The organism is Micromonospora sp. CV4, from assembly GCF_003667455.1.
Classification (GTDB): Bacteria; Actinomycetota; Actinomycetes; order Mycobacteriales; family Micromonosporaceae; genus Micromonospora.
The window spans coordinates 1-23,301 of sequence record NZ_RCVI01000318.1 but is presented as its reverse complement, the minus strand read 5'-3'; the positions used below and the strand labels follow the sequence as shown (position 1 = coordinate 23,301).

Below are 23,301 nucleotides of genomic sequence, written 5' to 3'. Positions count from 1 at the left end.
GACCCTACCGCTTGTGCGCGAATCCGATCCACGTGGCGATCAGGTCGACAAGGATTGTCCCCGTGACGAGCGCCGACCCGCAGCGGGGATGGTCCGCCCGGACCGCCTGGGCCGGTCGGCTCAACGCTCCGCTGCGCTCGTTCCTGCGCACCGAGACCGGCGGCGCACGGGTGGTGCTGGTCGCTGCGGTGGTGGGGCTCCTGTGGGCCAACCTGCACGAGTCGTCGTACGAGTCGCTCTGGAGCACGTCCCTCTCCGTCCAGCTCGGCGACTGGCCCGTGTCGCACGATCTGCGTTACTGGATCAACAGCGGCCTCATGACGTTCTTCTTCCTGGTCGCCGGGCTGGAGCTGCGCCGCGAGTTCGATATCGGTGAGCTGCGGGAGCGGCGTCGGCTGGCGCTGCCGCTGCTGGCCGGGCTCGGCGGCATGCTCCTCCCGGTCGCGATCTACCTGGCGATCAACGCCGGGCAGACCAGCGCGGGCGGCTGGGGCGCGGTGATGGCCACGGACACGGCCCTCGCGCTCGGTGCGCTGGCCGTCTTCGGGCCGCGCTTCTCGAATCGGTTGCGGAGTTTCCTGCTGACGGTCTCCGTCATCGACGACCTGGTCGCGATCGCGGTGCTGGCGATCGCCTATCCGGAACATCCCTCGCCGACGGCGCTGCTCGCCGCTGCGGCGATCTTCGGCGTCGTGCTGCTCGTCCGGGCCTCTGGCGTGCGGTTCGGGCCGGTATACGGGCTGCTGGGGGTGGCGGCCTGGGTCGCGGTCTCGGAGTCCGGTGTCGACCCGGTCGTGGTGGGCCTGGTGATGGGGTTGCTGTCCTTCGCCTACGCCCCCGGCCGCAGCGAACTCCAGCGGGCGAGCGACCAGTTCCGCCTCTTCCGGGAACAGCCCACCCCGCAGCTCGCCCGTTCGGCCCGGGCGGGGCTCGCCTCGGCGTTGTCGCCGAACGAGCGGTTGCAGACCCTCTACCACCCGTGGGCGAGCTACGTGGTCGTACCGCTCTTCGCGCTGGCGAACGTCGGGATCGTGATCGACGGCGATCTCCTGGCCAGGGCTGTGGCCTCGCCGGTCACGCTCGGCGTCGTGGCGGCGTACCTGGTCGGCAAGCCGGCCGGGATCGCGGCCACCTCGTGGTTGGTGCAGCGACTGACACGCAACCGGCTCCGGCCGCCGGTGGGCTGGCTCGCCGTGGCCGGCGTCGGCACGGTCTCCGGCGTCGGGTTCACCGTCGCCCTCCTGATCGCCACCCATGCGCTGAGCGGCGAGGCCCTGGAAGAGGCGAAGCTCGGCATCCTGGTCGCGACGATCGGCGCGTCCGTCATCACCTGGCTGGTGTTCCGCTCTGCGGCCCGGCTCTCGCCGGCGCGGCACGCCCGCGCGCTGCTCGGCGTCGCCGAGGGCATCGTCGACCTGATGCTGCCGGTCGATCCGGAGCGCGACCACGTGCGGGGGCCGCGCGAGGCGCCGGTGACGGTGGTGGAGTACGGCGACTTCGAGTGCCCCTACTGCGGGCAGGCCGAGCCGGTGGTCCGGGAGCTGCTGGCCGACTTCGCCAACGTCCGGTACGTCTGGCGGCACCTGCCGCTGACCGACGTCCACCCGCATGCCCAACTCGCCGCCGAGGCGGCCGAGGCGGCGAGCGAGCAGGGCCGGTTCTGGGAGATGCACGACCTGCTGCTCGTGCACCAGGACGCTCTCAATCCCGAAGATGTGCTCGGCTACGCCGAACAGATCGGCCTGGACCTCGACCGGTTCCGGGAGCACATGGTCAAGTTCAAGGGTGTCGACCGGGTCGCCGAGGACGTCGACTCGGCCGACCTCAGCGGCGTCACCGGCACCCCGACCTTCTTCATCAACGGCCTTCGTCACCACGGCGCGTACGACATCGCCGCGCTCTCGGCGGCGGTGAAGTCGGCGTTCGCGAGCGCGAAGCTTCGCCCCGAGTACCACCGCCGCGCTCCAGGGCGGTGACCCGCCGCTCGTGCACACCGCGAGCAGATGCCCTGGCCTGCGCGTGCGGTCTCGCCCGTCGGTCACGGTGACGGCGACGCCCAGGACCGCTTCCCACCGCGTCCGGCCGGTCGGTGTCGTGGGCGCGATACCTCACAGGCATAAATATGCCTCTGAGGTATCGCCCGTTGGCGAGCTGGCCGGGACTCCCGGCCGTCGTCCGGCGTGTCGTCGGGCCGGCGCCGCGGGCCGCTCTGCACGACCGACCCCGCCAGCCGTGAACCCCGTCGAGAGGCAGGAAAGGAGGTCTTGCGCGGGTCATCGTATACAACATACGCTCCCCGAATCGCCCACTCGAGGAGCTCCCCATGACGAACCTCTCCCTCAGCGAAACGAGCCTGCCCCGGCGCCGTTCACTCCGGGCCGCGGTGGCGGCGGTCGCTGTTGCCTGCGCGGTCGTTGCCTGCTCACCGGTGTCGGACGGCGGGGGTGACAACCAGTCCGGCGACAACCAGTCGGCAGGCCAGGATTCCTTTGGTACGCCGGCCGACCCCGCTGCCGTCAAGCAGGGCGGCAAGCTGGTCATCGCCCTCTCGGCGGAACCCGACGCGCTGGACCCGACACTGTCGCGCAGCCTCTACTCCCGCTACGTCTTCCAGGCCATGTGCCAGAAGCTCTACGACGTGAACGAGCAGGCGCAGGTCGTACCCCAGCTGGCGACCGCCCTGCCCACCACGAGCAGCGACGGCGAGACGGTCACCATCCCGCTGCGCCAGGGCGTCCGCTTCGCGGACGGGACGCCGTTCGACTCCGCCGCGGTCAAGGCCACCGTCCAGCGACACCTGACCCACGCCCGCTCGGCCCGCAAGAGCGAACTCGGTCCCATCGACGGCGTCGACACCCCCGACGCGCAGACCGTCGTCCTCCGGCTCAAGCAGCCGTTCGCGCCCCTGCTCGGCGCGCTCGCCGACCGCGCCGGCATGATCATGAGCACCAAGGCGTTGCAGGGCCTCGGCGACGACTTCGCCTCGGCGCCGGTCTGCGTCGGCCCGTTCAAGTTCGCCAAGCGGGTGCCGCAGAACTCCATCGACGTCGTGAAGGACCCGAACTACTACGAGGCCGACAAGGTCCACCTCGACGGCATCTCGTGGCGCATCCTCAGCGACGCCAGCATCCGCGCGGCCAACCTGCGCTCCGGTGACGCCCAGGTCGCCGACAGCGTCTCCACCCAGGACGTCGCCTCCCTGCGGCAGGACTCCTCGGTCTCCGTCCTGCAGTCGCAGTCCCTCGGCTACCAGGGCCTCACCATCAACATCGGCAACGTCGACGGGGTCCGCACCCCGCCCAAGCCGATCAACCGCCCTCTCGCCCAGAACGCCAAGGTCCGGCAGGCATTCGAGCACGCGATCGACCGCAAGGCCCTGGTCGACGCGGTCTTCAACGGCATCCACACCGCCGCCTGCTCACCCATCTCTCCCGCCAGCCCGTTCTCGTCGCCCGAGGCGCAGGCCTGCCCGGCGCACGACCCCGCCAAGGCCAAGCAGCTCCTCGCCGAGGCGGGTGTGCAGACCCCGTACACCGTCACGCTCCTCGCGTCGAACACGCCCGACACGCTGCGGCTCGCGCAGGCGCTCCAGTCCATGCTCAAGGACGGCGGGTTCGATCTGAAGATCAACCCGGTGGAGTACTCCTCGCTCCTCGACGAGCAGGACCGCGGCAACTTCGAGCTGCTGCAGCTCGGCTGGAGCGGGCGGATCGACCCGGACGCCAACATCACGAACTTCGTCGGCACCACCGCGAGCCAGAACGTAGCCGGCTACAGCAACCCGCAGCTCGACGCCCTGCTGACCCAGGCCCGGCAGTCCGGTGACACCGAGGAGCGCAAGAAGCTGTACGGGCAGGTGGTCACGCTGCTCCAGCAGGACGACGCGCTGATCTACCTCTACCGGCAGCGCAACCTCACGGCCGTCAGCAAGCAGATCCAGGGCCTGCAGGTCTTCCCGGACGGCGTGATCCGCGCGGCCTTCGCCGGATTCACCAAGTAGGTCGCCGTGGCCCGATATCTCCTCACCCGCGCCTGGCAGTCGGCGCTGACCCTGCTGTTGTCGACGATCGTGGTGTTCTTCGGCGTACGGGCGCTCCCCGGTGATCCGGCCCTCGCGCTGGCCGGGGAGGACCGGTCGCCGGAGGCCCTCGAAGCCATCCGTCGGCACTACGGGCTGGACCAGCCGCTGCCAGTGCAGTTCGCGCAGTACGTGGAACGCATGGTGCAGGGCGACTTCGGGGTGTCGATCCGCACCGGTACGCCGGTCTCGTCGATGCTCACGACCGCCCTGCCGGTGACCGTTGAACTCTCCGTCCTGGCGATCCTGCTCGCCACGGCGCTCGGTGTCGGCGCCGGGGTGCTCGCGGCGGTCCGCCGCGGGCGCCCGGCGGAGTGGGTGGCCAACGGCATGGCCCTGATCGGCCTGTCGGTGCCGCACTTCTGGCTCGGGCTGCTCGCGATCCTGTACCTGTCCGTGGCGACCGGGTTGTTTCCCGCCTCCGGCTTCGTGCCGATTCTGGAGGATCCGGTGGACAACCTGCACCACATCGTCCTGCCGGCGGTGATCCTCGGGACCGGCCTCGCCGCCATCATCATGCGGCAGACCCGGTCGGCGATGCTGGACTCGCTCTCCTCGGACTACGTACGGACGGCGAAGGCGAAGGGCCTGCGGCCGCGAGCCGTCATCACCCAGCACGCCCTGCGGAACAGCCTGATCGTGGTGGTGACCGTCGTGGGCCTCCAGCTCGGGGGCCTGATCTCGGGTGCCGTCGTCACCGAGCAGATCTTCGGGCTGCCGGGCTTCGGCAAGATGACCATCGACGCGGTGTTCCAGCGGGACTACCCGGTGATCCAGGCCGTCGTGCTGCTCACCGCGACGGCGTACATCGTGATCAACTTCCTCGTCGACCTGCTCTACTCGGTCATCGATCCACGCATCCGGGTGACGGGAGATCCGGCATGACCGTCCTCACCGTTCCCATGGCGGAGACCGGTGCCGCCAGCATCACCCGACGGACGCGCGTTCTGCGGCGGCTGCGACGCAACCCGCTCGCCGTCGTGAGCTTCGTCGTGCTGGCGCTCGCCGCCGTCATCGCGCTGCTCTCGCCCTGGATCGCGCCCTACTCCGTCGACCAGACCGATTTCGCCCGTACGTTCGCACCTCCCGGCACCCCCGGCCACCTGCTCGGCACCGACGACCTCGGCCGGGACGTGCTGTCCCGGATCATGCTCGGGGCGCGGGCGTCGCTCCAGGTGGGACTGCTGGCCGTGGCCACCTCCCTGGTCATCGGTGTCCCGCTCGGTCTCGCCGCCGGCTACTTCCGGGCCTGGGACGCCGTGATCTCACGGTTCACCGACCTGCTCCTGGCGTTCCCGTTTCTGATCATGGCGGTCGGGCTGGCGGCCATCCGGGGCGCCAGCCTCGGCAACGCCGCCGTGGCCATCGGCATCGCCCAGATCCCCGGGGTGATCCGGGTGGTCCGCTCGGACACGCTCCGGCTCAAGTCGCTGGACTTCGTCGCCGCCGCGGTCGTGGACGGCGCGAGCGACCTGTGGGTGCTCGCCCGGCACATCCTGCCGAACGCGACATCGGTGATCCTGGTGCAGGCGACGGTCGCGATCCCGGCCGCGATCCTGGGCGAGGCGGTGCTCTCGTTCCTCGGCCTCGGCATCCAACCTCCGTCCCCCAGCCTCGGCACCATGCTGGCCACGGCCCAGCAGTTCGCCGCCCGAGCCCCGTGGGCGGCGGTCCTGCCCGGAGTCGTGATCATGGGGCTGGCGCTCGCGTTCAACGTCTTCGGCGACGCGCTCCGGGACGCCCTCGACCCGAAGGGAGACCGGCGATGACCACGGCCGAACGGGCGGGAGCCGCCGCGACGGTCGCCACACCCGTCCTGGCGGTACGCGACCTCTCGGTCTCATTCCCCACCGAGACCGGGAACGTCTCGGCGGTCGACGGGGTCAGTCTGGACCTCGCACCCGGAGAGATCGTCGGGATGGTGGGTGAGTCGGGGTGCGGAAAGAGCGTCACCGCCATGAGCATCGCGGGCCTGCTCCCCGGCAGCGCCCGGATCTCCGGATCGGTGCGGCTGAACGGCACCGAGCTCGTCGGCACCCGCGAGGCGGCGCTTCGCCGCGTACGCGGCAAGGAGATCGCCTACATCTTCCAGGAGCCAATGACGTCGCTCAATCCCGTGCTCACCGTCGGGCGTCAGATCGGGGAGGTGCTCCAGGTCCACGAACGGATGTCCCGGCGGGCCGCCCGGGCACGCGCCGTCGAACTGTTGACGCTCGTCGGGATCCCGTCCGCCGCGAAACGCGTCGACAACTATCCGCACCAGCTCTCCGGCGGCATGCGCCAGCGCGTGATGATCGCGATGGCGGTGGCCTGCGGCCCCAAGGTGCTGGTGGCCGACGAACCGACCACCGCGCTGGACGTCACGGTCCAGGCCGGCATCCTCCAGGTGCTCCGGGACCTGCGCGACCGGCTCGGCACGAGCATCCTCGTCATCACGCACGACCTCGGCGTGATCGCCGACATCGCGGACCGCGTCGTCGTCATGTACGCCGGGCGGGTGGTGGAGCGGGCAGCGGTCACCGACCTGTTCGCGCACCCGTACCACCGGTACACGGCCGGGCTCCTGTCGGCGTCACCGACGCCCGGCAGGCACGCGGGCACCGACCGTCTCCAGGAGATACCCGGTCTGGTGCCCGTCCTGTCGGTCCAGCCGGACGCGTGCACCTTCGCCGACCGGTGCCCGGCCGCGGACGCGCGGTGCCGCGAGTCCGCGCCGCCCCTGGAGGTGGTGGCCGCCGGCAGCACCGACCACCTCGCGGCATGCTGGCACCCGTGCCCGTCGCCCCGATCCGACGTTGAGGAGGCGCACCGATGACGGCCCAGCCGGACGCCCTGGTGATCGAGGACCTGGTGATGCACTTCGGCCCGGTCCGCGCCGTGGACGGGGTGTCCCTCACGATTCCGAGGGGCCGGGTCACGGCCCTGGTGGGGGAGAGCGGCTCCGGAAAATCGACGGTCGGCCGATGCGTGGTGCGGCTCGTGGAGCCGACCGCGGGTGTGGTCCGGATCGCCGGGACGGACGTCACGCACCTGTCCCGGCGACAGCTACGCCCACACCGCGGTGCGGTGTCGATCGTCTTCCAGGACCCGGCCGCCTCACTGGACCCCCGCATGCTGGTGGGCGAGGTCGTGGCCGAGCCGTTGCGGCTGGCCGGGAAGCGGATCCCGCGGCGCGACCGGGAGGCCCGGGTCGCCACGGAGCTCGAACGGGTGGGTCTGCGCGCCGAGGTGGCGCGCCGCTATCCCCATGAGCTCTCCGGCGGGCAACGCCAGCGGGTCAGCATCGCGCGGGCCCTGATCTCCGAGCCACGGTTGCTCATCGCGGACGAACCGACGAGCGCGCTCGACGTGTCGGTGCAGGCGTCGGTGCTCAACCTCCTCGCCGACCTGCAACGCGACATCGGGTTCGCCTGCCTCTTCATCACCCACGACCTGTCCGCCGTCGAGTACCTGGCGGACGACATCGCCGTCATGTACCTGGGCCAGCTCGTCGAGAAGGGCTCGCGCGAGCGGATCTTCGCCCGGCCCGCCCACCCGTACACGCAGGCGCTGCTGTCCGCGGCCCCGGTGGCCGACCCGGTCCGTCAACGGGAGCGTCAGCTGGTGCTGCTCGGCGACGACCTCCCGTCCGCGCTGGACCCGCCGTCCGGCTGCCGGTTCCGCACCCGGTGCCCGCTCGCGTTCGACCGGTGCGCGACGGAGGTGCCGGCACAGGTGGGCATCGGCGACGGCATGGCCGCGTGCCACCTGGTCCAGCCGGACGGCAGCGGGCCCGACGTCCGGGCCGCAGAAACGAGTGAGGTGTTGTCATGACGTTCACCACCAGACCGACACTGCAGGGAACCTTCGGCATGGTGTCCTCGACGCACTGGCTCGCCAGTCAGGCGGCCATGGGGATCCTCGAACGCGGTGGGAACGCCTTCGACGCCGCGGTCACCGCCGGGTTCGTCCTGCACGTCGTCGAGCCACACCTCAACGGGCCGGGCGGCGAGGTGCCGGCGATCGTGGCGACCGTCCAGGACCCGGCGCCGAAGGTGCTGTGCGGGCAGGGGCCGGCGCCGGCCGGGGCCACCATCGCGCACTTCCGGTCCCTCGGGATGGACCTCATTCCCGGATCCGGCCCGCTCGCGGCGGCCGTGCCCGGCGCCGTGGACGCCTGGCTCCTCCTGCTGCGCGATCACGGCACGCTCTCCCTCGACGACGTGCTGGAGCCGGCGATCGGCTACGCCGCGGCGGGCCACCCGCTGTTGGCTCGGGTCGGGGACACCGTGGCCGCCGTCCGGTCGCTGTTCGAGGAGCACTGGCCTACCTCCGCCCAGCTCTGGCTGCGCGACGGCCGGCCCCCGGCGGCGGGGGAGCTGTTCGCCAACCCGGCCTACGCGCGCACCCTGGAGAGACTGGTTCAGGCCGGGCAGTCGGCCGGCGGCGACCGGGAGGCGCAGATCGAGGCCGCGCGGCGGGCCTGGAGTACGGGTTTCGTCGCCGAGGCGATCGACCGGTTCAGCCGGGAGCCGTTCCAGGACTCCAGCGGGAGCCCCCACGCCGGGCTCGTCACCGGCGCCGACCTGGCCGCCTACTCGGCGACGTGGGAGGAACCGGTCACCCTCGACTGGAACGGCTACTCGGTGGCGAAGACCGGTTTCTGGGGTCAGGGCCCGGTGCTGCTGGAGTCGCTGTCCGTCCTCGACGCGCTCGACGACGTCGGCGCTTACGACTCGTCGACCGCGGCTGGCATCCACGCTCAGGTCGAGGCGCTCAAGCTCGCCTTCGCCGACCGGGAGGCCTGGTACGGCGACAGCGCCGACGTGCCCGCCAAGGCGCTGCTCTCCCGGGAGTACGCGCGGGAGCGGGCAGCCCTGATCGGGGCCCGAGCGTCCGCGGAGCTGCGGCCGGGGCGTCCCGACGGGGCGGAACCGCACCTGCCGGCCCACGTTCGACCCGACGCCGTCCGTCGCGCCGACCCCACGGACCCGACGACGGGGGAGCCGACGGTGCAGTCGGACGGGGTGACCCGGGGCGACACCTGCCACGTGGACGTGGTCGACCGCTGGGGCAACATGATCTCCGCTACCCCGAGTGGCGGCTGGTTGCAGAGTTCGCCGACCATTCCGGACCTCGGCTTCCCGCTGGGCAGTCGGCTGCAGATGTTCTGGCTGGAGGAGGGGCTCGCCTCGTCGCTCGCTCCGGGTCGGCGACCGCGTACGACGTTGAGCCCGACGATGGTGCACCGTGACGGGGAGCCGGTGCTGGCGTGTGGCACACCCGGCGGTGACCAGCAGGACCAGTGGCAGTTGCCGTTCCTGCTCCGCCACCTCGCCGGCGGCCAGTCCCTTCAGGAGGCCATCGACGCGCCCGCATGGCACACCCTCAGCCTGCCGGGGTCGTTCTACCCGCGCACGATGGAGCCCGGTGTCCTGGTGGTGGAGGACCGGTTCGACGAGGACGTGCTGGCCGCGCTGCGGGCGTACGGGCACGAGGTGCGGCTCTCCGACGCGTGGAGCCTCGGTCGCCTCTGTGCGGTGAGCCGCGACCCGGCCACGGGCGTGCTCGCCGCCGGCGCGAACCCGCGGGGCATGCAGGGCTACGCGTGCGGGCGTTAGCGGGCGCCGTAGCCGCCCTCGGCGTTCTCGTAGGCGGCCGCGGATGCCGCGTCGAGATGGGCGAGGGCGGCCCGCTCGGCGCGGTCGCCGTCGCCTGACTCGATGGCATCGACCAGCTGGATGTGCTCGGCCCACGAGTGCGGTGCGCGTTCGGCGGCCCCCAGCCGGAAGACCCACTGGACATGGAGGTACAGCGCCTTGGCGATCGACGACAGCCAGGGGTTGCCGCTGATCTGGAGGATCCGCAGGTGCAGGGCGCTGTTCAGCTCGGCGACCCGGCGCAGGTCCTGGCGCTCCGTCGCCTCGCGGCCCTGCTCGAGCAGCACGCGCAGGGCGGCCACGTCCGCCGTGGTCGCCCGCTCGGCCGCCAGCCGGGCGGCCAGCGCCTCCAGGCGTTCGCGGACGACGAACATGTCCGAGATGGTGCCGCTGCTGGGGGAGGCGACGACCGCACCGCGGCGAGGGAGGATCACGACGAAGCCCTCCGCCTCCGCGACGCGGAGCGCCTCGCGGACCGGGTTGCGGGAGACACCGAAGTCTTCGGCGAGCCGGTCCTCGGTCAGCCGCTCGCCGGGCAGGTAGTCGCCGTCGATGATGGCGGTCCGCAGGGCGGCGAGGACCTGGTCGCGTAGCGGCAGGTGTTGAGCGCCGAGCTTGTCCCGCAGATCTTCAGCCAACTGGATCGCCTCTCCGTGAATCGTCCGGGGCAAAGTGTATACGAAGAACAATCTTTGGAGGATAGCCGACAGTGTCGAGCACAGTGCCCCACGTCACCCGCCCCTCCACCGCCACCCAGGACAAGCAGCGCCTCCTGCGGCGACGGCACGCCCTCGTCGTCGTACTCACCTTCCTCACCGGCAGTGCCGACGCCATCGGCTTCCTCTCCCTGGGCGGAGCCTTCTCCAGCGTCATGACCGGCAACATGGTCCTGCTCGGACTCTCGGCAGGCAGAGGTGAGGCCGAGCTCGCCGTGACCTCAGGGTGCGCCATCGTCAGCTTCATCGTCGGCGTCCTCGCGGGCGCCCGCCTCGTCGGTTCGGCCCAACCGGACGACCCCGTCTGGCCACGGCGGGTCACCTGGGCGCTCATCCTGGAACTGCTGGTGTTCGTCGTGTTCCTCATCGTCTGGGAGGTCAACCTTCCCCACCACGACGACCACATCGACCTCGCGCTCCTGTTGCTGTCGGCAGCGGCGCTGGGCGTGCAGAGCAGCGCGATTCAGCGCTTCGGCGTGCCGGGTCTGTCCTCCACGTACCTGACCGGGACCCTGACGAGCCTGATCGCCGGTGTGGCGGCGCGCAGCCCGTGGGGCAGCCTGCGGCCCAAGGCCCAGGTCCTGCTGGCCCTGATCACCGGCGCGGCGGTCGGTGCCCTGGTCGCCCTGCACCTGCCGGTGCTCGCTCCGGCGCTGTTGATCGTGCCGCTCGTGCTCGTCATCGCCGTGTCCGCGCGGATGAGGGGCTGACCGGCCCTCCGGCCCGTCCGACAGCCGCAGGTCAGGCGCCCCGGGCGAACAGGGCCAGGCGTACCCGGTTGGGGCTGTCGGTCTTGGTCATCAGGTTGGTGATGTGTGTCTTGACCGTCGTGACGCCGATGTGCAGCCGGTCGGCGATCTCGGTGTTGGACAGACCCTCGGCGACCAGGTCCAGCACGTCCTGTTCGCGGGCGGTCAGGCCCTGCACCGGTCGCGGCGTCTCGGCGCGGGCGTGCACCGCGCGCTGGACCAGGCGTTGCAGCACCTCGGGGCTGAACGGACTGTCGCCCACGGCGGCCCGGCGGATGCCGTCCACCAGCTCGACCGGTGGCGCGTCCTTGAGCAGGAAGCCGCAGGCGCCGGCGGTCAGGGCGGGATAGAGGTGGTCGTCGTCGCCGAAGGTGGTCAGTACCAGGACGCGGGTGGCGGGACGTTCGGCGAGGATGCGGCTGGTCGCCGTGATTCCGTCGACGCCGGGCATGCGCAGGTCCATGACGACGACGTCGGGGAGGAGCCGCGCGGCGAGCGAAATCGCGTCGCGGCCGTTGTCGGCCTCGCCGATCACCTCGATGTCGGGTTGGGCGTCGCAGAGCATGCGCAGGCCCGCCCGGATGAGGTGCTGGTCGTCGACCAGCAGAACGCGGATCACGCCGGCTCCGCCGCGGGCGAACCAGCGGGTGCCTCGCGGTCACGGGGCACCGACACGGCCGGCGTCCCGGCGCCGGAGGCGGAGGGCACGGCCGGGAGGACGGTGCGCACCCGCCAACCGGCGCCGGCCGGCCCTGCCTCCAGCCGGCCGCCGAGGACCTCGACGCGCTCGCGCATGCCGGTGATGCCGTGCCCGCCTCCGGACGGCACCGCCGCCGCCGCCGAGCCGCGCCCGTTGTCCGAGACCTCCCAGTGGACGGCCCCGTCGCGGACGGCGACCACGAGGTGCGCCAGCGCGGACGTCCCGGCGTGCTTGGCCACGTTGGTCAGCGCCTCCTGAGTCAGTCGCAGCACGGCCAGGCCGCGTACCGCGTCGAGTGAGCCGACCGCCGGGTCGATGTCGGCCTCCACGGTGACCCCCGCCTGCCGGGCCCGGTCGACCGTCGCGCCGAGTGCCGCCGGGAGCGCCGACGGCTCGATCGCGGTCAGCGCCGCGTCACCGCGTACCCCGTCGGGGTTGCGCAGGACCGTGACCAGCCGGCGCAGCTCGGCCAGCGCGGCGGTTCCCGTGCCGTGCACGTCGTCGAACACCTCGCCCACCCGCGGGTCCAGGTCCGTGAGCACGTGCCGGGCCACGCCGACCCGCAGCACCATCGACGCCACGTGATGCGCGACGACGTCGTGCAGCTCGCGGGCGATGGCGCTGCGTTCGTCGGCGCGCGCGGCGCGGCTCTCCGACTGCTGCCGGCGCTGCTCGGCCGCCGCCCGCTCCACGGCCTGCCGGCCGAGCTCCCGGTTGGTGCGGATGACCAGACCGAGCAGCACCGGCACGCCGACCTCCAGGGTCAGCCCGAAGACGCCGGAGGCGAACCGGCCGATCGGATCGCCGATCGAGTCGGTCAGGTCGACCACGGCCAGCAGCACGGCGGCGAACCAGATGCGGTGCGCTCGACGCGCCCACATGGTCACCTCGAGCAGCGCCCAGCTGGCGCCCACCTGGTTGATCGTGGTGTCGTCGATCAGGGGAAACGCGACCGCCAGCAGCCCGGCCTGCACCACCAGGTTGACCAGCGGCCGACGGTGGAACACCAGCCCGCCGGTGAACGCGACCACCGCGAGAACCCACTGCGTGGCCGTCGTCGGGCGGGCGGCGTGCGTGCCGACGACCAGGTAGCCCACACCGCTGAGGTTGAGCAGCACCATCCGCACGAGCGTGTCCCGCGTGTCGAACAGTCGTCCCACCCACCGCACGGTGGTCAGCCTAGGCCCTGCGGCCCGGGGACACGTCCCTGCGGCCACCGGTATCGAACCGCGAGGTAGGCGGCCAGGCCGAGCGGTCCGAGCAGGATGGTCAGCACCAGCACCGGAGCCATGACCAGCGCCGGTACCCCCCGTTCCCGGCTGTCCAGCCACGCCCACCGCCCGACGAACAGATCAAACGCGATCATGTGCGCCCACCCCGCCGCCGCGCCGTCGGAGGTGCCGAGCAGGTCCCGTACGCCGTCCAGGGTCGGCGACGCCACGGCCGGCAGCACGTCACCGAACGCCGGGATCACCAGCAGCGCGTAGATCACCACGACCGGCAGCACGACCAGCGGCGAGGAGATGATCCGTGCGGTCCACGACCAGCGGGGCAGCAGGATCATCAGCGCCCAGAACGGCGCGGCCACCGCGAACGTCAGGGTGAACAGCGTGGCGGTCATGCGGCCAGCGCCAGTTCCGGGCCGCGCCGGCGCGCCAGCACCAGGCCGGTGGCGGCCACGGTCGCGACCGCCAGGGCCGCGACGGCGGCCAGCGTGAGCGCGTCCGGGCGCAGCAGCGGCTGTCCGCGCAGGGCCTGCCAGGTCAACAACACCGTGAGTACGCCGTACGCGGCTCCCGCCACGACCACGAGTCGCGCCCTGGTGCGCTCGTCCAGCCGCGCCCCGAGGAACCGGCTCAGCAGGATCGCCAGGATCGGCAGCGCCTGGAGGGCGTGCAGCCCCACGAAGTGCCCGATCCGCAGGTCCCCACCGGTGGTGCTCCAGCCGACCACCGGCAACCCCGATCCTCCGTCGAGGACGCCGACGGCGTGCGCCCCGGAGATCCCGTCGATCCCCGGTTCCTGCATCGGCAGCACCATCGGCACCGCCGCGAGCATGCCCAACAGGGACAGGCCGAGCCCCCACCCGACCGCGCGGGCGGCGGCCCGATCGGGGATCCGCCGGATCAGCACCACGATCCCGATGACGAAGTGCGCGGCGAACAGCACCATGATCGCCGCGCCCATCACGGAGAAGAGGGCGGCGTTCAGCGGGCTGGTGCCGTTGAAGTGGCTGGTCGTACCGCGCAGCACCTGCCCGACGATCACCACCATCTCGATCACCGCCATCGCGACGATGACCGTGCCGGCCCACTCCGCGATCCGGCTGCGGCGCGGCAGCAGGGAGAGCATCCAGGCGAGCGTGGTGCCGTACACCACGAAGGACACGGCGAACTTGAACGGCTTGAGCCAGATCGGCGCACCGGTGAGGACCCGCGAGTCGACGAGGATGCCGACCGCTGAGATGACGGTGAGCACCGCCATCGCGTAGACGAAGACCATGAGTGGGCGGTGCCAGTGTGCCGCCCGGCGCAGCGTGACAGTCATGCCTGTAGATGCTCCCGGCCGCATCCGCCGAGCACGTCCGACCGCGAGCCCCGGTTGCGGCCGACGGTCGGAGCCCGCCTCCTCCCTGGGTAGGAGACGAGACGCGAGCTGACCTCGTCGGCGGGCCGGCGAACCGCGCGGGCAAACCAGCGTCACCGCCGCCAGCGTGGCACGACGGGGATGTCGGGCGATGTCCCTGACCATGGCTTCCAGGACTCGGCGAGCCGGATGCCCTCGGTGCCGTCCTGGACGGACGACGACATGAGCACGCGGACCGCCGTCGTTTCGGTCCGTTCGTCACGGGGAATGTCCGAACAGAGATCACGAGGTGAAAATGAGCCGTTACCCGACGCTGGCGACCACCCGTGCGCGCAGGCTGCGTGCGCTGATCCTGCCGTTACTCGGCACCGTCGCGCTCACCGCTGCCTGCGGCGCCGGCGAGGACCAGCCCGGTTCGGCCTCGTCGAGCGCGCCACCGACGACCGCGTCGGCACCGACGACCCAGGCCGACCAACCGTCGCCGAGCGCGAGCACCCAGGTGACGATCCCGACGTCGGCCTTCGTCGAACTGCCACCGGAACTGCGCAAGTCGCCCCGGCGGTCGACGCCCGTCGCGGACGCCCTGCCGACGATGTGCGGCGACGAGTTCGCCACCGGAGGTCGACAGGTCACTGCGAGCGCCTCCATGACCGTCACCTACAAGACGCCCGGCGAGCCGGACAGCAACGTGCCGCAGGGCATGATCCACCAAACGATCTTCACCTTCGACGGCGACGGCGCCTCGGACTACCTGCGACGGCTCCGAGGTGGCGTGGAGGCGTGCCTCTCCTACCAGGAGGCCAGGAATTCCGTCGAGGTCGAGAGTCGAGCGGTGCCCGGCGTCGGGGACGAGGCGCTGCTGGTGACCAGAACGTGGGCCGAGACGAGCCTGAACGGGGAACGCACCGGCGGCACGGCCTCCAGCCAGATCGCCGTCGCACGCGTCGACGGCGCCGTGACCGTGCTCAACGATCAGGGGTGGGAGGGCACCAGCGGCAACCCCACGATCATGGACCGGGTCCTGCGCGACAGCGTCCGGACCATCGACGCCTGGCAGCGGTAGCCCCCGACGGGATCGGCCGGGCCCGCCCGGTCCGGCCGAAAGTCCGCGCCTACAGCATCGCCATCGGGACCAGCCGCACCACGTCGACCCCGTCGAGTTTCAGCAGGCCGGACAGCCCCGGTCCCTTCGGGTCCAGGGGCATCTGGAAGCGTAACGACGCGCGCGTCATCTGCGGGTCGAGCTGCGCGGCCAGCTCGCCCCTGCCTCGGCACTGCTCGCGCAGGCGCTCGTACGCGGCGTCGCGGTCCTCGAACGCAACCGACTCCGCGTCCGGCAGCGCGTGGACGGCCTTCTCCACGCCGGCTCGCTGCTCGCCGGTCACCGCCGACTCCAGCCGGACGATGACCCCGATGTGCGACGGCAGAGGGTCGATCTGTGCGGTCGTGAGCGCCACGTCCTCGACGCCGTCGGCCTCCGCCATCACCAGCTCGACCGCCTCGGCGACCGAGGCATCGGTGACGGTGGCGCGGAACGACTCCGGCAAAATCTCCGGCCTCAGATCCGCCAGCAGGTCAGGGCTGTCCTTCAGCGACTCCTTCAAGCTCTCGTACGCCTGCTCGCGGGTTTCGAGGGCGACATCCTCGACGCTGGGCATCGACCGCAGCCGCTGCTCCACGGCGCTCTTCGTCGCTGCGGTCACGTCGCTGTCCAGGAAGACGGTCAACGTGCTGTCGCCGGTCTCCTCGGGCTCGGAGGTACAGGCGGAGAAGGCCAGCAGGAGCACGAACGCCAGTACCGGCGTAACTCGTCGCATGCGGCAGATCGTAGGTGAGTCGACCTCGTGCACCCCCTGCCATCGCCCCCGGCCAGCGTCCCCCGAATCGACAAAACGGCACGAAAATACTCCTTTCGGGTAAAGCCGCCATGCCGGCTACATGCTCCGTTAACTTCATAACGAGAGGAAAACTCTTATTTCATCCCATCGTGCGCGTAAGGAGCCAACGATGAAGCGCAGCGTTGCGGTTGCGGCAGCTCTCCTGGCGGGTCTGACCAGCGTCGGATCGATCCCGGGGGCCGCCTTCGCCGACGGCGGCGGTCCGGGGTACAACCACGACGACCGCGACGGACGTGGTAACCACCACGACGACGAGGGTGCGGTCTTCGTCCAGACCAACAAGGCCGAGGGCAACACGATCAAGGTCTACGACCGCGACGAGGACGGCCGCCTCACCAAGGCGGGCGAGTACGAGACCGGCGGGCTGGGTGGGTTCACCATCGGCGCGCCGGGGGACGCGTTGGCGTCGCAGGGATCGTTGACCTACCACCGTGGACTGCTGTTCGCCGTGAACGCCGGCAGCAACACCGTGACGGTGTTCGGCGTCGACGGCACGAAGCTGCGCAAGCTCCAGGTCATCTGGTCCGGCGGTCTGCTGCCGGTCAGCGTCACCGTCCGCGACAACCTGGTGTACGTGCTCAACGCCGGTGGCGAGGGCTCCGTGCAAGGGTTCGAGTTGCACAAGGGGCGCCTGTCGCCCATTCGCGGCGCCAACCGGTCACTCGGGCTGCACAACGGCAACCCGCCCGCGTTCATGACCGCCCCCGCCCAGGTCAAGATCGACCCCGACCGCGAGTTCGTGTTGGTGACGACCAAGGCTGCGAACGTCATGTTCAGCTTTGAGATCGGTCGCGACGGCGAGCTGGCCCGGCACCCGGTCATCAGCGACGCGGGCTCCGTGCCGTTCGGTTTCACCTTCGACACCGAGGACACGCTGCTCGTCACCGAATCCGGCTCGAACGAGGTCAGCCGGTTCGAACTCGAGGAGGACGGCGCGCTCGACCAGATCGGGCCGTCGGTCCCCAACGGTCAGCAGGCGCCGTGCTGGATCCAGCGCGTCGGCGACTACTTCTACGTCGCCAACGCCGGCAGCTCCACCATCAGCGCCTACCGCGTCAACGACCACGGCAAGCTCGAACTCGTCAAGGCCGTCGCCGCCGACACCGGTGGCGGGTCGATCGACCTAACCGCCAGCGACGGCTTCCTGTACGTCCAGAACGCCGCCGCCGGCAACGTGCAGGGCTACGAGGTGAACAAGGATGGCTCCCTGACCCTCGTCACCACGGTCGAGGGCCTGCCGAAGTTCGCCGACGGCATCGGCATGGAAGGCATCGCCGCCTCCTGATCCCGCCACCCGCTGGTCCCGGTCCTCGCCGACCGGGACCAGCGCGTGTGCGCGCCCCCGCCGAACGTCGGCAGACCGCTCGCGGTCGTACCGCGTACCCTGCCCGCATGGACGTCATCGATGAGCTACCGCGTGCCGAGTTCGCGTTCCCCGGGCCGTTGCGGGACCGGTTGGTGGCCGCGATCCTGTCCGGCGCGAAGACCTCGACCTCCGCCCTGCTGGTCGGATACGAGCGCGCGAACGAGCCGCTGCCCGAGGTTGGCGAGCGATCCGCGGTGGTGGACTCCGAGGACCGACGCGTCGCGGTGATCGAGACGACCGAGGTGCGGGTGCTCCGGCTCGCCGACGTCGACCTGCAACACGCCCTGGACGAGGGCGAGGGCGACGAGTCGGTGGCGCAGTGGCGGGCGGGGCACGAGACGTTCTGGCACAGCGCTGAGGTGCGCGCGGAGTTGGGCGACCCCGGCTTCACCGCCGACGACGACACCCTGGTGGTGACCGAGCGCTTCCAGCTGGTGCGCACCCTCTGAGCAGCGCCGCTTTGCCTGCCGGCATGCTGGGCCCTGCCGGGACAGCGGTGGTGGTCAACAATGCCTACTCTCACAGCCGTGGGAGCGATCAAGCCGTGGCACCTGTCCATCCTGACCCTCTGCTGCCTCCTGCCGACGGCGGCGGCGATCGTCGCTGGCATCTGGGCGGTGCGTCGAGGCCGATCCCGCCGCTGAGCGGCCGACGGGGCGAGCGGCGGCGGACCCCGCTGCGGGGCAGTTCCAGCCCCGCAGCGAGGATCAGAAGGGCCACCGGTCGCGGGAGCCGGCCTCGATGAGCGGAATCATCGCGAACGCGGCGTCGGACAGGCCGCCAAAGGTGTGGCGGTTGCCGACGGTCGGCGTGTGCCCGACCCGGTAACCGGCAAGGTTCCAGGTGAACACCGGCACCTCCGCGGGCACCGCTGCGGCGACGTCCACCGCACCGTGCCAGTGGGCCTGCTCGTCGGTGAGGATGACCACCCGGTCGTGCCGGTCGTAGTGCTCGCGTACCGCCTTCTCGGTGTCGGTCCCCATGCCGTAGAAGTAGCCGCCGTCCTTGAACCGGCGCACCGCCGCCAGCACCGACTCGCCTGCCGTCGTTGGGAACACCCGGCTGGCGTTGGAGAACGACACCACCGTCGCCGCCTGCGCCCGGGCAGCCAGCGCGAGGCCGAACACCGTGGCGGCGTCCCAGCAGCGCAGTGTGCCGTCCTTGCTGAACGGACTCTGCATCGAACCGGACGTGTCGATGAGGATCAGGGTCCGCCCGTCCAGAGCCGGCACGTTCACCAGGGCGTGCTGCAACGCCCTCTCCAGTGGGTACGCCCACCGCAGGCTCGGTGCCGCGTTGTACGCCGACAGGAAACGCATCGGCAGCACCCGCGAGGTGGCGACCTCGCCGGGATCCGAGAGCTTGGCCGCCACCATGTCCGCGATCGCGTCGCCGACTCCGGCCTGGTCGAAGTTGCGCAGGTTGCGCAGCAACGCCAGGTAGCCCATGGTCGGGATGACCGACTCCCACGCCGCGGCGTCCATCGCGCCCTGTCGCCAGCCGGCCAGGGCCTCCCACGTCATACCGGCCGCGCCCAGCACCGCCGGATCGCTGACCTCCCGGCGCTGCTCGACCGGCAACGCCATGAGCGCGTCCCGCGCCGCCAGCATCCGCAGCGACGCCGGCAGCGGATTGTCGCGACTGTGCCGCCGATCCAGCGCGTGCCGGAACAGGTCACCCTGCCGCTCGTCTCTCACGGTGGGGTGGGTCAGGTCGATGACGTCGCCGAAGCGCACCTGGCTCCCGACGGAGTCGTACTTGAGCAGACTCCGCTCGGTGTACAGCCGGACCGCCGCGTCGGCGATGCCCCGCTTCACCGGCTTGGGCAGCGCCCGGCCATGGCGAGTCAGCCAGTACGCCAGAGCCTCGCCCGGCTCGTCCGCACGCTGCAGCGCGGCGTTCACGACCGCCCGCGAACCAGGGATCTCGGCGGCAACCTGGGCGCGAGCGCCCTCCAGAGCCGCCACCACGGACGCGGAGCGCATCATCGCGCCGGACCGGAGCCACGGCACGAAACGGGAGAACCAGTCGGGGTCGGCGACGGCCACGGCGGCGACCAGGTCCCGGAAGCGAGTGTCCCGGTCCGTGGCGCCCTCGTAGAAGGTGTCCGCGCCGACCATGTTCGACACACCGAGCAGGAACAGCTCGGCGCGTGGCTCACGGGTGAAACCCCGCGCGCCCTCGGCGGTCGTCGGCTGGTTTCGGCTCTTGCGTAGCTTGATGTTGAACTTGGCCATGACGTCCCCCACGTCGGTCGGCCGGGAAGGCGCGACCACACCACACACCCGAGATCAGAATCGGCCACGGACTAGTCCGCCGTTCTGTCCGTTGAACCATCCACCCGAAGGCGGCGAGGGACTCGAACCCCCATCTGCGGAACCCTGAAGTAACCGTTGCCTGCGCACCGGGTGTGTGGCCTGGTCGCGCGCTCCCCGAGGTCGAGGTCGGCGACGGCGGTCCTTCCGGGGCGTGAACCCCAACCAGATGTAACCGTCGCCTATGCACCGGGAAGTGCGGTCACGACCGTAGCGGCGGCGGCGCTGGCCGGGCAACGGGGTTTGCGATCTTCAGGCGATGGGATGTGGTCACGCCACACGCCCGAGATCGTAAGTGGACACGGCGTTTGCGGGCTCGAACCGCCAGGCCCTTGCAGGGCCGTCACCAGAAGTAGCCGGGTCCGTCGCACCGGGCGTGCGGCGTGGGCGCGCCTCCCGAGATCGAAGCGGCGACGGCGACCGGCCCTTGCGGGCCAAGGTGACCTGGGCCGCTGGTCGACGCCACCCGAAGTGGCGGTGGGATTCGAACCCACGTCTCCCCTTTGAGAGAGGAAGTAGCCGTTGCCTGCGCACCGGGAGGTGCCCCACGACGGTAGGCAAGGACCCCGGGGCCGGCAAGCCGATTCCGAACGTCCACCGGAAGGGCTTTCGCATCTGAGACCGGATCGATGTCCGGTGCGGCTACCAGGCACGTCAGGCCGAGCCGATACCCGGTCGGGCGGCTGACGCTCGGCTGAACCGACGCTGGCGGCGGGTCTGCTCAGCGGGGGATGATCGAGGCTCGTCTCGACGGAGAGCCGGACCAGGCGATCGGGCGGGGAGGTGGGTGACGCCGATGACCCCGACGCAACTGCGCGCGTACGTCGCCGTGGTCCGGCTGGGGTCCGTCAAGCAGGCCGCCGCCGAGCTGGCGGTGTCCGAGTCGGCCGTGTCGCTCCACGTCGCACAGTTGCGCAGGGAGTTCGGGGACAGGCTGTTCACCAAGACGGCCGCGGGGCTCGCGTTCACCCCGGGCGGGCTCCGGCTGGCCAGTCGCGCGGCGGAGCTGTTGGGTCTGCAGGACCGGACGATTCTGGAGGTGAGCGCCGCGAAACGTGGCCGACGGTTGCTGCGGGTGGCCGCGTCCAGCCTGTTCGCCGAGTTCGCCGCGCCGGGGCTGATCGAGCTGTTCGCGAAGCGGGCCGCCGACCTGGACGTGGAGCTGAGCGTGCGCAACCCGGGCGCGTTCGAGTCGCTGTTGCTGACCCGCGCCGCGGACATCGCGGTCGGGCCGCAGCCGCCGGTTGTCGACCGGGCGATCGCCTGCCGGCCGATGATGAACTACCGGCTCGTGGTCGTGGTCGGCCCGGACCATCCGCTGGCCGGTGTGTCGGCGTCGCCGGGGCAGTTGCGGGAGCAGACCTGGCTGCTCGGCCCGTCGGCGGCCACCGACCTGGGCGCCGTTCCGGTGATGCTGCGCCGGCTGGCCGTGCCCGACGACCGGCAGCAGATCTTCCAGAGCCACGCTGCGGCGCTGGGGGAGGCGAAGCGGGGCCGGGGCGTCTCGCCGGCGCTCGCGTTCACCGTCGCGCCGGACCTCCGCGAGGGCCAGCTCCAGCAGGTGGTGGGACCGCACGCGACCGTCGAGGCGGTGTGGCACTCGCAGGTCCTCGCCGGTCCGGGCCCGCTGTCGGCCGCCGCCGAACTGGCCCGATTCTCGTCGACACCTCGGGCGATTCAGGCGATGATGCGCGGCGCGGGCGTCAGCATCGGTCACTTCAAGCCGTCGGTGCACGTGACGCTCTGGAGCTGACGGGCGGCGAGCAGCAGGTCGTGGAACGTCCCGGCCGGCAACAGCCGGTCGCAGTAGGGGAGCGCGGCGGCCATGCCGGCCGCCCGAGGGGCGAAGCCGGGGGCGCCGGCGCGTGGATTCAACCAGACGATCCGGTACGCGCGGCGGCGCAGCCGGGCCATCACGGCGGCCAACTCGTCGGGCGGGTCGCTGTCCCAGCCGTCCGAGCCGATCACCAGCACGGCGCCTCGGACGGTGTCCGCGTGCTGGCCGCCGAGCAGGGTGCGCAGGTTCGTGGCGATCCGGGTGCCGCCGTACCGGTCGGTCACGGCCGCGCTGGCCCGCGCGACCGCCTCGGCGGCCGAGGTGTGCCGCAGCACCACCGTGAGCCGGGTCAGCGTCGTCGCGAACGCGAACGCCTCCGCCTCGGCGACGACCGCGAACGCCCGCATCAGGTGCAGGTACGCGGTCGCCTGCGCACGCATCGACTCGCTGACGTCGCAGAGCAGCACGACCCGGCGCGGTCGCCGTACCGGCCGTTCGCGGACGATCTCGACGGGCTCCCATCCGGTACGGCGGGCCCGGGTGATCGTGGGCCGCAGCGCGATCCGCCGTCCGGTCGGGCTGACGGCGTGCCGCCTGGCGCGGCGGGTCGGCCAACCGGCGACGGCTGTGCGCAGGGCGTCGCCTAGCAGCGTGACCTGTGCGGGGTCGAGTTCGTCGAAGGGTTTCTCGGCGACCCCGGCGAGGGCGCTGGGACGCCGCTCGGGCAGCCGCAGAGCGGTGTCGGACTCCGGCGTCTGGGCGACGGCCGGGGGCAACGTCGCCCAGGGCAGCCCGCCGCCCGGACCATCGTCGGCCGTGCCGGCCAGCACCGGCACGTGTACGTCGTCGCGGTTTCCCGTCGGGACCGCGGATCGGTGCGGTGGTGGCAGCGGGGGCGGGTCCCCGAAGACCGCTGCGAAGACGCGGTCGAACGCGTCCAGGTCGGCGTGCCGTCGAACCAGGCTGATCCGGGCGGTCCAGTAGAGCGTGGACAGCGAGTCGGGTGGGCTGGCGTCGAGTGCCCGGACGAAGTCGTCGATGTCGGTGAGCCCGGTCGGGACGCCGGCGTGCCGCAGCCGCCCGGCGAACGCCACCGCGAACGCGGCCCGGTCGACCCCCCGCAGCATCGCCGGACTCACCGGCGCGCGACCAGCCAGGCGATCACCGCGCCGACCGCGACGAGGCCGACGATCACCGGAACGAGCCGCTTGGTGATCGACCCGCCGGCGATGCTGAGCAGGTCGAGCGCCTCCGGCTCGGCGTCCGGCGTGGTGCGCGTGCCGGTGGCCGCGGGCCCGGCGGGCACGGCCTCGGTGGCCAACGGCCCGATGCCAGGCGGTTCGGTGAGCGCCGACCCGGCGGGCGACGGAGTGAGCGGCGACTCGGCGGGCGACGAGGTGCGCGGGGGCGACTCGACCGGAGAGGGCGCGACAGCGGCGGTGGCGGGCGTGGTCGCGACCGCGGCGGCGGACGCGGT

General features: G+C 71.6%; 19 protein-coding genes and 2 pseudogenes. 12 read left to right on the top strand and 9 right to left on the bottom strand.

Features of this window, described 5'->3' with window-relative positions; all coding sequences use genetic code 11:
* Positions 1–62 precede the first annotated feature (62 nt).
* The 7 genes and pseudogenes from nhaA to EAD98_RS22610 form a co-directional block, all read left to right on the top strand.
* Positions 63–1,949, top strand: a pseudogene (nhaA, locus tag EAD98_RS22640) (Na+/H+ antiporter NhaA); the annotation flags it as partial.
* A 374-nt stretch (positions 1,950–2,323) separates the two neighbouring features.
* The gene (locus EAD98_RS22635) at positions 2,324–4,000 is read left to right on the top strand and encodes an ABC transporter substrate-binding protein (protein WP_121656029.1); all 1,677 of its coding nucleotides are present in this window, start codon (positions 2,324–2,326) and stop codon (positions 3,998–4,000) included.
* Positions 4,001–4,006: 6 nt separating this feature from the next.
* Positions 4,007–4,963: an ABC transporter permease gene (locus EAD98_RS22630; protein WP_121656028.1), complete on the top strand. Its 957-nt coding sequence runs from the start codon at positions 4,007–4,009 to the stop codon at positions 4,961–4,963.
* A complete protein-coding gene (locus tag EAD98_RS22625; protein ID WP_121656027.1) occupies positions 4,960–5,847 on the top strand; it encodes an ABC transporter permease in 888 nt (295 codons plus the stop codon). Before EAD98_RS22630 ends, EAD98_RS22625 begins: the two co-directional genes overlap by 4 nt.
* Positions 5,844–6,893, top strand: coding sequence for an ABC transporter ATP-binding protein (locus tag EAD98_RS22620; RefSeq protein WP_121656026.1), 1,050 nt, complete (start codon positions 5,844–5,846; stop codon positions 6,891–6,893). The genes EAD98_RS22625 and EAD98_RS22620 overlap by 4 nt, the downstream gene beginning before the upstream one ends.
* A complete protein-coding gene (locus EAD98_RS22615) occupies positions 6,890–7,891 on the top strand; it encodes an ABC transporter ATP-binding protein (RefSeq protein WP_121656025.1) in 1,002 nt (333 codons plus the stop codon). Before EAD98_RS22620 ends, EAD98_RS22615 begins: the two co-directional genes overlap by 4 nt.
* Positions 7,888–9,678, top strand: a complete 1,791-nt coding sequence (locus tag EAD98_RS22610) for a gamma-glutamyltransferase family protein (RefSeq protein ID WP_121656024.1) — start codon at positions 7,888–7,890, stop codon at positions 9,676–9,678. Before EAD98_RS22615 ends, EAD98_RS22610 begins: the two co-directional genes overlap by 4 nt.
* Here the strand turns inward: EAD98_RS22610 and EAD98_RS22605 are convergent.
* Positions 9,675–10,355 (bottom strand): GntR family transcriptional regulator, encoded by a 681-nt coding sequence (locus tag EAD98_RS22605; protein ID WP_147457468.1) that lies wholly within the window; start codon positions 10,353–10,355, stop codon positions 9,675–9,677. The genes EAD98_RS22610 and EAD98_RS22605 overlap by 4 nt on opposite strands.
* 71 nt (positions 10,356–10,426) lie before the next feature.
* Here EAD98_RS22605 and EAD98_RS22600 point away from each other — a divergent pair, with 71 nt between their 5' ends.
* The gene (locus EAD98_RS22600) at positions 10,427–11,143 is read left to right on the top strand and encodes a YoaK family protein (protein ID WP_121656022.1); all 717 of its coding nucleotides are present in this window, start codon (positions 10,427–10,429) and stop codon (positions 11,141–11,143) included.
* A 31-nt stretch (positions 11,144–11,174) separates the two neighbouring features.
* On the opposite strand, the gene EAD98_RS22595 is transcribed toward EAD98_RS22600, so the two are convergent.
* From EAD98_RS22595 to EAD98_RS22580, 4 genes are read right to left on the bottom strand one after another with little or no spacing between them, the layout of a single operon-like run.
* The gene (locus EAD98_RS22595) at positions 11,175–11,801 is read right to left on the bottom strand and encodes a response regulator transcription factor (RefSeq protein ID WP_121656021.1); all 627 of its coding nucleotides are present in this window, start codon (positions 11,799–11,801) and stop codon (positions 11,175–11,177) included.
* The gene (locus EAD98_RS22590) at positions 11,798–13,051 is read right to left on the bottom strand and encodes a sensor histidine kinase (protein WP_121656020.1); all 1,254 of its coding nucleotides are present in this window, start codon (positions 13,049–13,051) and stop codon (positions 11,798–11,800) included. The genes EAD98_RS22595 and EAD98_RS22590 overlap by 4 nt, the downstream gene beginning before the upstream one ends.
* Positions 13,052–13,056: 5 nt before the next feature.
* Complete coding sequence (locus EAD98_RS22585; RefSeq protein ID WP_121656019.1) at positions 13,057–13,503, bottom strand: ABA4-like family protein; 447 nt, start codon at positions 13,501–13,503, stop codon at positions 13,057–13,059.
* Positions 13,500–14,429 carry a hypothetical protein gene (locus EAD98_RS22580; RefSeq protein ID WP_121656018.1) on the bottom strand — a complete coding sequence of 310 codons (930 nt, stop codon included), beginning with the start codon at positions 14,427–14,429 and terminating at the stop codon, positions 13,500–13,502. The genes EAD98_RS22585 and EAD98_RS22580 overlap by 4 nt, the downstream gene beginning before the upstream one ends.
* Positions 14,430–14,763: 334 nt before the next feature.
* On the opposite strand from EAD98_RS22580, the gene EAD98_RS22575 reads away from it, so the two are divergent.
* A complete protein-coding gene (locus EAD98_RS22575) occupies positions 14,764–15,531 on the top strand; it encodes a hypothetical protein (RefSeq protein ID WP_121656017.1) in 768 nt (255 codons plus the stop codon).
* 49 nt (positions 15,532–15,580) lie between these two features.
* Here the strand turns inward: EAD98_RS22575 and EAD98_RS22570 are convergent, their stop codons facing one another.
* On the bottom strand, positions 15,581–16,285 hold the full coding sequence (locus tag EAD98_RS22570; RefSeq protein WP_147457467.1) for a permease-like cell division protein FtsX: 705 nt from the start codon (positions 16,283–16,285) through the stop codon (positions 15,581–15,583).
* Between the two features lie 190 nt (positions 16,286–16,475).
* On the opposite strand from EAD98_RS22570, the gene EAD98_RS22565 reads away from it, so the two are divergent.
* Together EAD98_RS22565 and EAD98_RS22560 are read left to right on the top strand one after the other, a co-directional pair.
* Positions 16,476–17,651 (top strand): beta-propeller fold lactonase family protein, encoded by a 1,176-nt coding sequence (locus EAD98_RS22565; protein WP_121656015.1) that lies wholly within the window; start codon positions 16,476–16,478, stop codon positions 17,649–17,651.
* Positions 17,652–17,758: 107 nt separating this feature from the next.
* Entirely contained in the window at positions 17,759–18,181 is a 423-nt protein-coding gene (locus EAD98_RS22560) for an ASCH domain-containing protein (RefSeq protein WP_121656014.1), read from the top strand.
* 258 nt (positions 18,182–18,439) lie between these two features.
* On the opposite strand, the gene EAD98_RS22555 is transcribed toward EAD98_RS22560, so the two are convergent.
* Positions 18,440–20,008 (bottom strand): TROVE domain-containing protein, encoded by a 1,569-nt coding sequence (locus tag EAD98_RS22555; RefSeq protein ID WP_233583924.1) that lies wholly within the window; start codon positions 20,006–20,008, stop codon positions 18,440–18,442.
* A gap of 835 nt (positions 20,009–20,843) precedes the next feature.
* Here EAD98_RS22555 and EAD98_RS22550 point away from each other — a divergent pair.
* Positions 20,844–21,800 carry a LysR family transcriptional regulator gene (locus EAD98_RS22550; RefSeq protein WP_121656013.1) on the top strand — a complete coding sequence of 319 codons (957 nt, stop codon included), beginning with the start codon at positions 20,844–20,846 and terminating at the stop codon, positions 21,798–21,800.
* Here the strand turns inward: EAD98_RS22550 and EAD98_RS22545 are convergent.
* A complete protein-coding gene (locus EAD98_RS22545) occupies positions 21,761–22,951 on the bottom strand; it encodes a VWA domain-containing protein (protein ID WP_233583923.1) in 1,191 nt (396 codons plus the stop codon). The two genes, EAD98_RS22550 and EAD98_RS22545, sit on opposite strands and share 40 nt — an antisense overlap.
* 8 nt (positions 22,952–22,959) lie before the next feature.
* Positions 22,960–23,301: pseudogene (locus EAD98_RS31015) on the bottom strand (carbon monoxide dehydrogenase); the annotation flags it as partial.